This is a genomic window from Roseovarius sp. (genome assembly GCF_048262375.1).
In the GTDB taxonomy this organism is placed as follows: domain Bacteria; phylum Pseudomonadota; class Alphaproteobacteria; order Rhodobacterales; family Rhodobacteraceae; genus Roseovarius.
Window position 1 is genome coordinate 51,773 of record NZ_JBLXFE010000018.1, and the last position, 13,022, is coordinate 64,794.

The 13,022-nt window shown below is 58.3% G+C and carries 16 protein-coding genes and 1 riboswitch; of the genes, 8 read left to right on the forward strand and 8 right to left on the reverse strand.

Translation table 11 applies throughout. The features are described from left to right. Positions 1-87: 87 nt before the first annotated feature. Together ACN0SW_RS16170 and ACN0SW_RS16175 are read left to right on the forward strand one after the other, a co-directional pair. Positions 88-558 carry an OsmC family protein gene (locus ACN0SW_RS16170; RefSeq protein WP_417728962.1) on the forward strand — a complete coding sequence of 157 codons (471 nt, stop codon included), beginning with the start codon at positions 88-90 and terminating at the stop codon, positions 556-558. 50 nt (positions 559-608) lie between these two features. Then, a riboswitch (cobalamin riboswitch) is annotated at positions 609-829 on the forward strand. A 109-nt stretch (positions 830-938) separates the two neighbouring features. Then, positions 939-1,208, forward strand: a complete 270-nt coding sequence (locus ACN0SW_RS16175; protein WP_417728963.1) for a hypothetical protein — start codon at positions 939-941, stop codon at positions 1,206-1,208. Between the two features lie 312 nt (positions 1,209-1,520). On the opposite strand, the gene ACN0SW_RS16180 is transcribed toward ACN0SW_RS16175, so the two are convergent. Next, a complete protein-coding gene (locus ACN0SW_RS16180; RefSeq protein WP_417728964.1) occupies positions 1,521-1,745 on the reverse strand; it encodes a DUF1127 domain-containing protein in 225 nt (74 codons plus the stop codon). A 249-nt stretch (positions 1,746-1,994) separates the two neighbouring features. Here ACN0SW_RS16180 and ACN0SW_RS16185 point away from each other — a divergent pair, with 249 nt between their 5' ends. Further along, positions 1,995-3,050, forward strand: a complete 1,056-nt coding sequence (locus ACN0SW_RS16185) for a P-loop NTPase (protein WP_417728965.1) — start codon at positions 1,995-1,997, stop codon at positions 3,048-3,050. Positions 3,051-3,131: 81 nt separating this feature from the next. Here the strand turns inward: ACN0SW_RS16185 and ACN0SW_RS16190 are convergent, their stop codons facing one another. Both ACN0SW_RS16190 and ACN0SW_RS16195 read right to left on the reverse strand, forming a co-directional pair. Continuing rightward, positions 3,132-3,641: a peptidoglycan-binding domain-containing protein gene (locus tag ACN0SW_RS16190; RefSeq protein WP_417728966.1), complete on the reverse strand. Its 510-nt coding sequence runs from the start codon at positions 3,639-3,641 to the stop codon at positions 3,132-3,134. A 36-nt stretch (positions 3,642-3,677) separates the two neighbouring features. Then, entirely contained in the window at positions 3,678-4,043 is a 366-nt protein-coding gene (locus tag ACN0SW_RS16195; protein WP_417728967.1) for an OB-fold nucleic acid binding domain-containing protein, read from the reverse strand. A gap of 538 nt (positions 4,044-4,581) precedes the next feature. Between ACN0SW_RS16195 and ACN0SW_RS16200 the strand changes: the two genes are divergently transcribed. Further along, positions 4,582-5,253, forward strand: coding sequence for a tyrosine-type recombinase/integrase (locus ACN0SW_RS16200; RefSeq protein WP_417728968.1), 672 nt, complete (start codon positions 4,582-4,584; stop codon positions 5,251-5,253). Positions 5,254-5,611: 358 nt separating this feature from the next. Then, entirely contained in the window at positions 5,612-6,604 is a 993-nt protein-coding gene (locus ACN0SW_RS16205; protein ID WP_417728969.1) for a response regulator, read from the forward strand. A 30-nt stretch (positions 6,605-6,634) separates the two neighbouring features. Here the strand turns inward: ACN0SW_RS16205 and ACN0SW_RS16210 are convergent, their stop codons facing one another. Further along, positions 6,635-6,940, reverse strand: coding sequence for a DNA adenine methylase (locus ACN0SW_RS16210; protein ID WP_417728970.1), 306 nt, complete (start codon positions 6,938-6,940; stop codon positions 6,635-6,637). Positions 6,941-7,250: 310 nt separating this feature from the next. Here ACN0SW_RS16210 and ACN0SW_RS16215 point away from each other — a divergent pair, with 310 nt between their 5' ends. Further along, complete coding sequence (locus ACN0SW_RS16215; protein ID WP_417728971.1) at positions 7,251-7,583, forward strand: inositol monophosphatase family protein; 333 nt, start codon at positions 7,251-7,253, stop codon at positions 7,581-7,583. Positions 7,584-7,756: 173 nt separating this feature from the next. On the opposite strand, the gene ACN0SW_RS16220 is transcribed toward ACN0SW_RS16215, so the two are convergent. After that, the gene (locus ACN0SW_RS16220; protein ID WP_417728972.1) at positions 7,757-8,461 is read right to left on the reverse strand and encodes a winged helix-turn-helix transcriptional regulator; all 705 of its coding nucleotides are present in this window, start codon (positions 8,459-8,461) and stop codon (positions 7,757-7,759) included. A 149-nt stretch (positions 8,462-8,610) separates the two neighbouring features. Here ACN0SW_RS16220 and mddA point away from each other — a divergent pair, with 149 nt between their 5' ends. Beyond that, positions 8,611-9,348: a methanethiol S-methyltransferase gene (gene mddA / locus ACN0SW_RS16225; RefSeq protein WP_417728973.1), complete on the forward strand. Its 738-nt coding sequence runs from the start codon at positions 8,611-8,613 to the stop codon at positions 9,346-9,348. Position 9,349: 1 nt separating this feature from the next. After that, the gene (locus ACN0SW_RS16230) at positions 9,350-9,955 is read left to right on the forward strand and encodes an OsmC family protein (protein WP_417728974.1); all 606 of its coding nucleotides are present in this window, start codon (positions 9,350-9,352) and stop codon (positions 9,953-9,955) included. A 190-nt stretch (positions 9,956-10,145) separates the two neighbouring features. Here ACN0SW_RS16230 and ACN0SW_RS16235 read toward each other — a convergent pair whose 3' ends face one another. The 3 genes from ACN0SW_RS16235 to ACN0SW_RS16245 form a co-directional block, all read right to left on the reverse strand. Further along, on the reverse strand, positions 10,146-10,778 hold the full coding sequence (locus tag ACN0SW_RS16235) for a tyrosine-type recombinase/integrase (protein WP_417728975.1): 633 nt from the start codon (positions 10,776-10,778) through the stop codon (positions 10,146-10,148). Positions 10,779-10,907: 129 nt separating this feature from the next. Next, positions 10,908-11,765 (reverse strand): class I SAM-dependent methyltransferase, encoded by an 858-nt coding sequence (locus tag ACN0SW_RS16240; RefSeq protein WP_417728976.1) that lies wholly within the window; start codon positions 11,763-11,765, stop codon positions 10,908-10,910. A gap of 280 nt (positions 11,766-12,045) precedes the next feature. Continuing rightward, positions 12,046-12,951, reverse strand: a complete 906-nt coding sequence (locus ACN0SW_RS16245) for an NADP-dependent oxidoreductase (RefSeq protein ID WP_417728977.1) — start codon at positions 12,949-12,951, stop codon at positions 12,046-12,048. Positions 12,952-13,022 lie beyond the last annotated feature (71 nt).

Below are 13,022 nucleotides of genomic sequence, written 5' to 3' on the forward strand. Positions count from 1 at the left end.
GCATGAGGCCGGCCCGGGGCTAAACCCACTTGTTCTTTTCGACTGGATCGGGTGAGTTCGCTATACTGTCTCAGCGAGGAAATGCCGATGGCCGAGCATGATTATACTGCCCGCGTGGTCTGGACCGGAAACCGAGGCGAGGGCACGGCGCATTACAAGGGTTATGACCGGACGTGGAATGTGGAGACGCCCGGCAAGCCGGTGATCCATTGCTCGAACGATCCGTTGTTGGGGGGAAATCCGGGGTTGCACAATCCCGAGGATATGCTGATTTCGGCGCTGAGCGCCTGTCACATGCTGTGGTTTCTGCATCTGGCGAGCGATGCAGGTATCGCCGTGCAGTCCTATGTGGATGACCCTTTGGCGGTGGGCGAGACCGACAATACCGGAGCGAGCCGATTTCTGCGCGCCACCCTGCGGCCCAGAATCGCCGTGCCGCAGGGGACGGATCTGGCGCGGGCCGATGCGCTGCATGCGCAGGTGCATGCGTTTTGCTTTATTGCGCGGTCGGTCAATTTTCCGGTGATATACGCAGCGCGCTACCGGGTTCTGACGTGAGCGGAGTGGAGGGCGTCGGATTTCGGCTTGCGTGGGGGGCCGGGGCGAGGCTAGGCTGATCCTGCTTAGGTGCTGCCCTTGGTGATCTTGCGAAACTTCAGGGGCGGAGAATTGGGAAGCCGGTGCAATTCCGGCGCTGCCCCCGCAACGGTAAGGGAGGGCGTTTCGGCGATAGACCACTGGGCAGGTTTGCTCGGGAAGGTGCCGCGACGTGAAGGCCAGATGGCCTGCCGCTCAAGCCCGGAAACCAGCCTTGGCGCAACGTCGAATCGCGGGGTGCGGTGCGGACGTGTGTGCGCCGGGTCTGATGCTCTGTCGTGCCATGTCCCTTGCCCGTCCCGCCCCATCCGGCCCGGGGTGTGGTCGGGGAGAAGCAAGCAATGAGTTTTCTACAAATCATGGATGGGCTGGAGAGCAGCCATGCCACAGGCACGCAGGCCATGCAGGCTGCGCGCATGGGGTTTTTGCAATGGGCCTGTGCGGTGGATGGGCCGGTGACGGCGCAGATGGCACGGGTGGCGTTGGAGAGCCCGGCGGCCCGGCAGGCTGAGAGTGCGGCAGCGCGGGCCTTTGTCGGGTTTTTGCAGGAGGCAAGCCGGGACTGTCTGACCCTGCCGATGCGGCGGAGCCGGGCACGGGTGCTGCATTAAGGCAGGGGGCCGGGTGCTACGCACCTTTGTTCTGCGCTTTGTGGATTGGGGTGGGTGTCCAATCTGGGACAAAACCCTGCATCTCTTGGGAAACTCTGTCTTGCCTGTGCGCAATAAAAAACGGCGGCACCAGGGAGGAGGAGGGGTGCCGCCGTTTCCTATACGTCCGGCCCAGGGAGGAGGAGAGGGCCATTCGCAAAACGAAGGGACTGGATGGTCCCAATTTGACGGTCGCAGGCATCAGGGAGGAGGAAAGACGCCGACGACCGTAACAGACACCCCAGGGAGGAGGAGGGGGTATCTGATCTCTTATTACGACCGGTGGCCGTAAACTGTTTCATGCGCAACGCGGAGAATTTCGCTGCGGTGCAGGCCCAAATCGGCAAGATCATGCGCGCTGAGTTGCGACAGCTCATTGACCGTGCGGCGATAGGTGCGATACTCCACGATACGCTGCATTGCAGCATATACCGCCGCGCTCAGGTCTTCGCCCAGTAAGGAGGCGGCAGAGCGGTTTGTGTTGATCGACATAGACATTGTTTCGGGTCCTTGCGGATTTAAGTGTGTTCAGGTTCGGCGCTGTTCGTTTCGCCCTTGTTGAGCCTAAGATACGCTTTTGCTGCGCGTGCACAATACCTCCGAACAGCAATGCTGCTATGCAGCAAACGCATACGGGGAAAGTGACTTAACGTTAAGCAAATGCAGCATTTTCTAGGCAGTTTGCGAAGATATACTGCTCTGGTTGCACAGGGCGCTTTCGACAAGACACAGGCCAAAGGACCGAAGATGACCGATTTTCGCACCGAACTTAACGCCCGGCTGAGCAAGCTGGATTTGCCCGATGGCGGCAACCTGATCTCGCGGGATATGGTGCGGGCGCTGACGGTGGAGGATGGCGAGGTGCGCTTTGTCATCGAGGCGCCAAGTCCCGATATGGCAAGGAAGATGGAACCTCTACGCGCTGCGGCCGAACGTGCGGCGCTCGGATTGCCGGGGATTGACCGTGCCCGTGTCGTGCTGACCGCGCAGGCCGCGCCGCCCGTTCTCAAGCTGGGGCAACACCCAAAGGGCGGTTCTGCCTCGATCCGACCGGCGGGTATTGGCACGCTTCTGGCGGTGGCCAGCGGCAAGGGCGGTGTGGGCAAATCCACCGTCGCGGCCAATCTGGCGGTGGCGCTGGCACGGCAGGGGCGGCGCGTGGGGCTGCTCGATGCCGATATTCACGGACCGAGCCAGCCGCGCATGATGGGGCTGACCGGGCGGCCACAAAGCCCAGATGGCACAAGGATCGTTCCGCTGGAGGCGCATGGCGTCAAGGTGATGTCGATCGGGCTGATGCTCGATCCGGCCAAGGCGGTGATCTGGCGGGGGCCGATGCTGATGGGGGCGTTGCAGCAGATGCTGGCGCAGGTCGAATGGGGCGCGCTTGACGTGCTGATTGTCGATTTGCCGCCGGGCACGGGGGATGTGCAGCTGACGCTGAGTCAGCGGGCGCAGCCCGATGGGGCGATTATCGTCTCGACGCCGCAGGATGTGGCGCTCTTGGATGCGCGCAAGGCGATGGACATGTTTCGCACGCTGGAGGTGCCGCTGTTGGGGATGATCGAGAATATGTCGGTCTTTCACTGTCCCGAATGTGGGCATGAGGCGCATATCTTTGGTCACGGCGGTGTGCAGCACGAGGCGGAGGGGCTGGGCCTGCCGCTGTTGGCGGCCCTGCCGATTGATCTGGAAACGCGGTTGGCAGGGGATGCAGGACGCCCCGTTGCTTTGGGTGATGGGGCGGCGGCGCGGGCCTATGGTGCGTTGGCGGCCCGGCTGATCAAAGAGGGGCGGGGCTGAGGCGGGGCCAAGGCGGGGGCGCTGCCCCCGGCGCCGCTGCGCGGCTCCCCCCGAGGTATTTGCCGCCAGATGATGCCCGGATCAGTCCGTAAGGGGGATTGCCACCAACCCGAGGTTGCGGGCGCTGTCGAGCGAGAGCCTATCGCTGTCGAGCCCCTGAGGTTTCTGGTAGCGGGCGATGGCAGCGCGGGTGCGCGGGTCCAGGCGTGCGGTGATCGGGCCGGTATAGAGCCCGCGCGCGGTCAGGGCGCGTTGCACCGAGGCGATGAATTCTGGTGTCAGCACAGTGGCGCAGGGGGTCTCGAACCAAGTGGTCACGCGCTCTTGCAGGATGGCCTGGCGGGTGACGGTGGCATAGGTGGCGGGGCGCAGGACGCGGCCTGCGGCATCGGTCTCGGCGGGGGAGAGTTGCACCTGTTCGGTGATGGTTTCGATCACTGCGGGCGTATCCTTTTTGCCCCAGCAGGTGCCGGGTGAGGCACCCGGCGGGGCCTCTGCCCCGAGGTTGAGACCGCCCGCGCCGGGGGACACGGTCTGACAGGCCGTGAGGGACAAGGTCAGCACGAGGCTGCGCAGGCGGGAACGGATCATCGGCAGGGAGCCTCGCGCGAGATTTCGCATCGAAGTCTAGCCGGTTTGATCTGGTGGGGAAAGCGGTGCGTCGGGATCGGCCAGAAGGTCGAGCAGGGCCGAAATATCCTCGATTTCTTCGGCCACGACATGGGTTACGCCCGCTTGCCGTTCCACCCGGCCGGTCACGCGCAGCATGCGTCCGGCGATGACCGCACGGCGAAAGCGCAAGAACACCTTGCGCCAGACCACCACGTTGACGACGCCGGTTTCATCCTCGAGCGTGACAAACACCACGCCGCGCGCGGTACCGGGGCGCTGCCGCACCAGCACCAGCCCGGCCACGGTGATGCGCGTGCCAGAGGCCACTTCGGGCAGGCGGGCGGCGATCAGGGCGGAGGGGGGGCGGGGAATGGCGGGCATCTGGATCCTGATCTGTCAGTCGTCTCAAGGTTTCATACCGCTGTTTCACGGGATTTGACACCGGGCCAATGCGGCTGTGCTGTTCTGATCCAGGGTGGTTCATTGCAGCGCGGGTCCTGCTGTGCCTCGCATATCGCCCCGAAAGCCATGTTTCAAATGAGCGGTCTTTGGGGTTTGGCGGTGCTGATCCACACTAAGGTTCATGTGCCCGGCGGAAAGCCGAGTGACCGCCTATGTCTTGCCGAGATCTGTAATTTTATGGGGGATATACGCAAGGTGGCAGCCGGTAAGGCGGCCATCATATGTTCCACTGTGGTCCGAAGAATTCCTCATTTTCCCTGTATTCCAAGGGACATACTGCCCTCTTGTTCCTGAGGTGTCCACGACATTCCGCAAAAAAGTGTGGGTTGGGATGTGGGGCGAATGGATAGGGGGTGAAAAATGCCGGGGAATGCGAAAGGTCAGCACAAGGGGAACCAACTCTCGGCCGCGTTTGTGCGGTCCATCAGTGCGCCCAGACGCTAAGTGGACGGGAGGGTTGTTCCTCCAGGTTGAGCATTCCGGGGCGAAGCGATGGACGCAGCGCCTCGTGGTGCGGGGCAAGCGGCGGGATATAGGGATCGGCCCATTCAGCAATGACCCCGAACAGTGGCCCGGCTTGACGCTTGCGCAGGCCCGAGAGCGGGCAGTTGCCAACCGGACCAAGGCGAGGGCAGGGGGCGATCCGTTGGCGGAAAAGCGCGCGGCGCAGGTGAAGCCCATGACGTTCTCGGAGTGCGTGGCTGCCTATGCCGAGGCTAAGCTGAGCGAGTTCAGAAGCGACAAACACCGCAAGCAATGGCTCTCAGCCCTCGATCGGCTGGCCCGGCCTGTCCTCGGCAAGATGCCTGTTCAGGATATCCGCACCACGGATATTCTTCGGATGCTTGAACCTCATTGGCGCGAACGCACTGTCACCGCGAAGAAGCTGCGCGGGCAGGTGGAGGCCGTTTTGACCTGGGCGACCGTGGCGGGGCACCGCGAGGGCGATAATCCGGCAGCTTGGCGCGGCAATCTCAAGGAACTTCTGCCCAATCCCTCCAAGGTGACGAAGGTGGTGCATCACCCCGCGCTTGCCTTGGCGGATGCACGTTGCTGCATAGATGGGTCGATCGACAAGGAGGGCGGAGAGCGGCCGTTCGCTACGAGCGCGAAGACTCTTCGACCTTGATGACAAATCGGACGTTTATCCGCCTTCTTCCGGCCTCGTCCTGAGTCATCCGGCATCACTGTAAACTAAGGTGTAACCCTACAGTGCGAGGCAGGTGGTCGAGCTTGTCGCGTAGCGCAAGTACGTCAACAACCGCTGAGGCCCCGGGCGTGCAATCCCATGCGCCCCCACAAAAGGACCCGAGACTTTCTAATAAGTGACCGCCACAAAAGACAGCCTGAGTGTCGACTGAAAGGCATGCTTGGGTTGCATAGCGGATATGAAACTCCCGCCCTAGTTATGCCACGTTTTAAAGGGACAATAAGAATGATTCTTTGACGCATATGCAAATGTGTCGCCTGAGAAAAGCGGGGTTATCATGAAAATTCTTGCAGTTGATGACGATCCGAACATCCTTCAGCTTCTGATTGAAGTGTTGCGCGCTGGTGGCTTTACAAATCTGCTGGCGTGCCCGTCAGCCAAGGAAGCCCTCAAAGTGATCTCTCATGTCGATGTCCCGTTCGACTGCTTCTTGCTGGACATCCAGATGAATGACATGGATGGAATAGAACTGACGTCGAAAATTCGTGCGTTGGATGCGTACCGGAAAACGCCGATTCTCATGATGACGGCGATGTCGGAACGCAGTTACATTGACCGGGCATTTACTGCCGGTGCCAGCGACTACATTACCAAGCCTTTTGCGATCGTCGACATCCATTCAAGGTTGAGGCTGATACAGTCCCTGATCAATGAACGTCGGCAGATGGAGGACTGTAACCCCACTCTTCAAGCAACATCGCCATCATCAATCGTTACCGCAGCCGATCTCGAGCGCAGATTTCTGCTACAAGATATTGATGGCTTCGTAGATTACTTGGCACTGGAAAACTATCTGTTTCAGATATCTCATGCTTCGTTGTTCGGTACGATTGCGTTTGGTGTCGTGGTTCAGGAGATGACGAGTGTCTTTCGTTCAAGCAGCCTTTTTGAATTTGAGGCAGCATTGATTGATTTCGCTGAAGCTATTTCAGATTGCCTGAAACCGCAGAGCTTTCTCGCTGCCCATGCTGGAGGCGGACACTTCGTTTGCGTGCTCAGCAAGTGCCACGACTTTGACCCTGAAAAATTCGAGCAACATCTTACAGAAACACTGAAAGAATTGGATCTACATTTCTGCGACGGGCGCGGGGTTTCATTAAGAGCTGTAGTTGGGGACAGTGTTTCACTTCACCTGAAATCCCCGAGAGGCCTTGCAAACTCTCTCATCCAAGCTCTGCATAACGCGGAGGCTGAGGCCGAGAATCCACGTTCCAAGCGTCGCGCACCTCCAAGCCCGTTAACGCGCCTGTTTGGTTTTGTCTCAGCTTGATACCAAGAGCATGTCAGAGTGTATCAGATGCTATTTGGATGTCTGATCTGCATTATGCTCATCGTTGATCGACATCAGGAAACGACCCTTGAGACCTGTCAGCTGATCCGCGAGCCGCTCGAAACCCGCCCGCTCGAACGTCGCCTTGCCGTAGTCGTTCTCACAGTCCCAATAGGGTGGGTCGAGATAAAAGAGGGTGCCGAGGCCGTCATAGCGCCGAATGAACTCAGCGAAGTCCAGACATTCAATGATCACGCCAGCCATGCGGTTATGCAGGTCTTCAAGCATCGGTTCGAGCGTTGACAGCTTGAAGCGGCGGGGTCGGTCCTTTGCCACCGTGAAATTTCGCCCCAATACCCTAACACATTCGACATCGCGAATGCGCGCTTTGGAACTAGTTCGACCATAATGAGAAGGCGGACGGCTGCAGTAGATCAACTGGTAGACTGATCTGCCTGAGGCTACCTAACTGAGCTAGTTTTGCATCCGCGCATTGCCCGGATCGTATGGCGACAGGGTGATGACCTGAGCAGGGGTCATGTGGCCGCACATGTCCAGTTCGAACGATGAGGGCGGGTGTTTGGCTTCGGCAACCAGAGGGTAATGACCGGCGTCTCAGGGTTTATACACCCTGCGACCCGGGCAAATGAACATCGTTGCCGGAACGAACTTCCTGTCACCCGAACTACGCCAGGCCGTCCGGAAGAATTTGTCCAAGTTCGCCTTGAATTTCTGGCTGCGCTGTGCGGCACACGAATATAGGCTTGCCGCGAGCGGAAACTGTGAGTTGTTGGTCTACAATAAGCTGATGCCCTGGGATCACGCGGCCGGATGGCTTTTGTATCAGGAAGCCGGTGGCTTCAGCGCGCATTTCGATGGCTCCTCGTACAAGCCGTTCCACACTACGGGCGGCTTGATTTGCGCTTCCGATCAAGACAGCTGGCAGGCTGCGAAAAACTGTCTATTCGGGCCCGTCTGATGGGTTTCTTGGTGCCTCCATAGCTCCGCCGAACGTCTTGGTTGGGCTCTAAGCGGACCTTAACGCGCGATGCAGAGAGTCGCAGCTATGAGCCCAGAGTAGCAAATACTGTGAATAGCGCGAAAATCGGCTTTGGACGATATCGTGCCGGACTGTCCTATGAGTTCAGCTAATCAGTGCCCCGCAACCTCTGATTGGACACCAACCAAAGGCGACTGCGCCATCCAGTCTTGGGCAGAATTGATCAGATGCCGGTCGCCGTCGATAAAGGCGGATCGGGCATTGGTTGCATCTTTGACGCTGATATCACCCAGCCAAAGCGCCACCAATGTGGCAAGCGGCGCCGTCAGGTAAATGTCCACGTCGTGGCCTGGGTCATCGGGGCACAGATCGACTGCATCTCCGTTCGCGATGACCCACCAGGTGTTGAGTTCCGTCCGGTCCGAAATCTGCACGAGGATCACGGTCTTGCCGTCTGGTAGCCCTTGTGTGTTCAGGGTGCGGTGGAAATCCCACATGAACCCGCCGACATCGCAATCCTGTGCGGCGATACTGCGTTTGCGCCAGCGCATCCCCCAGATTGCCATGTTTTCCACAATTGGCCCAAGCTCGCGCCCTGAGCGGGTGAGCCTGTATTCAACGATCTGCGCCGTGGCAGACGGCTTTCGAACAATGATTTCGGCAGCCTCCAGCGTTTTCAACCGCTTGCTCAGGATCGACGGCGACATTCGCGGGATTGCTTTTTGAAACCCGCCGAAACGGGTTGTTCCCAGAAACATCTCACGCAGCAAAAGCAGTGTCCACTTGTCGCCCAATATGTCGGCCGAAGCCATCGCCGGACACAGGCTACCTGATACGTTGCGGGTTTTTTCATCCATTGCCGAGCCTACCGCCACATGGCTGGCGCTGACAACTACGGATTCCGTAGCGGTTTTGTTCAGATCTAGAAGTAGGTTCCGACTTGCGCGCCGCGTATTCTGCGACAAAGCCCGGTTTGTTGGGTGTTTTCAATGGAAAGGAGCCTGCCATGGTCCGCTCAACCGCATGTCTCTACGGGTTAATCGTCTATCTCATCTTTCTGGTCACGTTTCTCTACACGATTGGGTTCTTGGGCAATATCCTCGTCCCGAAATCTATCGATTCCGGCACACCAGGCCCGATCACCGCGTCCATTCTCGTCAATCTGGCTCTGCTTTCGCTTTTTGCGCTTCAGCACAGCATCATGGCCCGTCCGGCGTTCAAGCCGGTCTGGACAAGGATGATTCCCAAAGTGGCCGAACGCAGCACCTACGTTCAGGCGACCTGTGTCGCGCTTATCCTGATCTTCTTGTTTTGGCAGCCCATCCCAAACCTGATCTGGAACTTCGAAAGCTCAATCACCGGCGTCACCCTGAACAGCTTGTTCTGGGGCGGATGGCTTGTCGTTTTGTCCTCGACGTTCATGATCGACCAATTGGGCCTCTTCGGCCTGAAGCAAGTCTTTGCGCATCTGAAGAAGCGTCAGGCGGTGCACCCGAACTTCGTCAAGACCGATCTTTACCGACTGGTCCGCCATCCGATCATGACCGGGTTCCTGATTGTTTTCTGGACCGCTCCGAGCATGTCGGTGAGCCATTTGTTGTTTACGCTTGTGACGACCGGTTACATCATGATCGCGGTTCTGCAATTGGAGGAAAAAGACCTGATTGTCAGCTTCGGGGATGACTATCTGACCTACCAGAGCGAGGTTCCCGCCTTTGTCCCCGGGTTAAGGCGGGGGCGATAACATGACGATCGATCCCAAAGACCTCGCACAGATCCAGACCTTCGCCGCCATCTCACCGACAAGTGTGCTGAACCGGCAGCAGCCCCTGCGCGCCCGATACAAGGATAAGCCAGAGGCAGCCTGGGTGTTCGATCTTGCCCGCACGTCGGATGCCCAGATCCCTGCGCGCCATCCCCTTCACGGGCATGCTATCTGCGGCGAAGGTATTCCGGTGAGCATTCCGATTTCAGTGCATCAGGCCGTCGGCGGTGAAAGCGATTTTCCCTGCCCAGGCGAACTGTTAGCCGCAGCCATGGCAAGCTGTCTGGATACGGCGATCCGTATGATCGCCAACCTCAAGGGGATAGAGTTGAAGCATCTGGCGGTTCACGTCAGACTTGGTGTCGATGTGCGTGGTGCCTTGATGACCGGCGATAACGTTCCCGTCGGTTTTCAGAGCGGTCATATGAAAGTCGAAATTGAAGCGATGGATGACCTGCCAGAGACGTACCTGAGCGCCTTGGTCGCTGCAGCAGAGCGAAGCTGCGTCATTCTGCAAACACTCCGCGCCCCGCCCGTTGTAAACGTTGAATTCTGCAGGGCTCCGTCGGCGGTCAAGACCCGCTGAACGCCGAGGCTCCTGCCGGAGAGGAACTTGGATTGCGCACAATGAACGGCAGCAAGATCCGCACAACGTGAGTTCGCGACTTCCCGATCGAGCAGGCGCAGCGAATGGCCGGTTCAGTGAAGCTGCATCGCAGTGCGAGCTGACACCGTGAATGTGTCTTGTGGGCCGCCCATGAAGACGGCCCATTCGTTCAGGTTTCGATGGATTCGGAGATCGCAAGTGCGTCCTCCAGTTCAACGCCCAGATACCGAACTGTGTTATCCATCTTCGTGTGCCCCAGCAGAAGCTGGACGGCTCTGAGATTTCCAGTTTTCTTGTAAATCTGCGTCACCTTGGTGCGCCGCATCGAATGTGTTCCGTAAGCACTCGCTTCCAACCCGATCGACGTCACCCATTCGCGGACGATGCGCGCATACTGGCGCGTCGAAATATGTAGCCGCTCATGGAACCGGCCCGGCCAAAGGTACTCAGAGCCGACCATCAACGGTTCACGCATCCATCTTTTGAGCGACGCGCGCGTGCCTTCGGAAATCTCGAAGCGAACAGGTTTCTGCGTCTTGCTTTGCAAGACTGATGTCCTCTCCTTAATCTGACCAGACGCCATCACGTCGACGACCTTCATTTTGACTAGATCACAACCTCGCAACTTGCTATCGATGGCCAGATTTAAAAGTGCGAGATCGCGATGGTTCTCGGCCAATTCGAGCCGAACCCGGATCGCCCAAACATGTTTGGGCTTTAGCGGTCGCTTCTGGCCGACGATGCGACCCTTGTTCCAGGCAGGATGAAGCGCACGAATGGCTGGCAGGTTTGGTGTTTCCATGACTTGTACTCCGACCGCCACGCCCTCCCACATCGACAACCCGATGTTGACCGTTTCAGTGTATCACCGGATGCTGCGCCGCCTCCGAGGTCGGCTTGGAGCCCGAAGCGGACATCGTTGCCTGGCGCCTTACGCAGAGTTCATAGGGTTCGAGGCACTGAAAAAGTTCAAGTTCGCGGGGATGCGAACACCATTCTCATCCACGAAGTTTCGGAAATCGCTGGTGACGTGTCGAGTGATATCCACAACGTCGTCGCCGGAACCGTTGTATTTTTTCAGTATTCTGACCGCCGGACCGATGTTCGACGCCAGCGCGGCAACACGCTCAACAGGGCCGGGATGTTCCAGGTACACTCGGATAGTTTCACCGACCACGCTTTGAAATCCGGCCTCTTTAAGGGTCGCGGCAACGTGGTCGACATTCTGAAAGCCCAAGGGTCCAGGCGCGTTCGGGTCGGATGCATCCAAGGGGCCGAGCCTTTGGACGGCGGCATCCCTAGGCGCTTCGAACCAAGGGTTTCCCATGACCTTGGCCCAAGCGGTAAGAACCATACGCCCGCCGGGCAGCATGTGCTGCCGAATGTTGGCGAATGCTGCCACCGGATCGGAAAAGAACATTGACCCAAACCGTGAAATCACAAGGCCAAACGGCGCGCCCGGAATTCGACCGCGCTGCGCGTCAACCAGATGGTATACGATATCAACATCAACTTCGGCCTGATGTGCCCGTGCGTGGTCCAGTAAAGGAGCCGAAATATCTAGCGCGCTTATCGCTCCGTTGGGCGCAACAATTGTTGAAAAGGCCCGTGTGGTCGCGCTGGTGCCGCAGCCAATGTCTAAAACCCGTTCGCCCGGCTGAGGGCACGACCAGTCAATCAACGCCTTGTCGACGGCATCTAAGACCAGATCGAGTTCATTCTCAAACGCGATCCAGTTGAGACCGCTTTCCGAATTCCAATAGTCCGCTTGAGCTTGGTTGTTCCGCATTGTGATGCTCGCATTCCGTCGCTTTCTTGGGCCTAAGAAAAGCAAGGAACAGTGCTTCTTTGCAAGGCCCGCTTTATCCGCGACCCGGTCATTCCGCGGTGTTGATGCCACCCAATCCTGAGTTTTTGACTCAGATGACTGAGATGAGCCTATAGCGGATGCGGCTCAAAACGCTACGGGCATTCGCAGAACCCACTTCGCTGCGTCGCCAAAAAAGTTAATGCCGCAATGCTGCTGCACAAAGCCGTCATTTGAGCAGGTCAAATTCCACAGGCTTGCCTTAGGAAACTTGCAGCACGATTTTTCCGCGCACATGACCTTCAAAAATCTTTTGCATTGCATGAGCCCCGTGAGCCAAGTCATGGATTGACACAGTGGGTGGCTTGATGGTGCCAGCCTCCAAATATGTCACGATTTCTGAAAGTTGCGTTCCGTTGGGCTGAACAATCAGTTCAATTTCGTCGACGCCTCGTGCTTTGGCCGCCGCCGGTGAAGGGGGTTCACCGATGGTGACCAATGTCCCTCCCGGACGAAGAGTTCGATATGCGTCGCGATGAAGGGGGCCAAGCACGTTTGAAAAAACAACGTCAACGCCTTGTGGAAATTCGGCGATGAGATCATCTGTGAAACTTGGTTTGGAATAGTCAAAAATGTGGTTGGCCCCGAGTCCAGTGACATAATCGCGGTTTCTTTCGCTACATGTCGTAATGACTTTGGCGCCAAGCGCCGCGCCCAGCTGAACGGCGATGCTGCCTGTTCCACCGGCACCCGATAACACATACAGAACCTCGCCTTTCGAGAGCTTCGCCGATCCAACGAGCGCCTGCCAGCAGGTAAGCCCGACAAGCGGAATCGAAGCCGCCTCGGCCATTGTCAAATTCGAGGGTGCCCGCGTCAAGGACAGTGCGTCCGTGGCAACGTATTCGGCAAAGCTGCCCCCCGGCCCGGGCAAACAGCCGATGACGGCATCACCAACCGAAAAATTTCTCACCTGGCTTCCGACTTCCACCACGGTCCCGCTGAAGTCGCGGCCAGTCACCAGCGGAAAGGAGGAATTGCGATAGTAATCAATGCGCCCCGCACCAATTTTCCAGTCCACCGGGTTTACCCCGGCATATGCAACCTTGACGAGGACTTCATGGCTGCGCGCCTCGGGGCGGGTAAGCTCACTGATGACAAGGTGAATCGCCCCGGGTTTACCGGAGACCTATAGCTTCATTTCACGCGACCATATCGAGCACGTCGCGCTGTGCATAG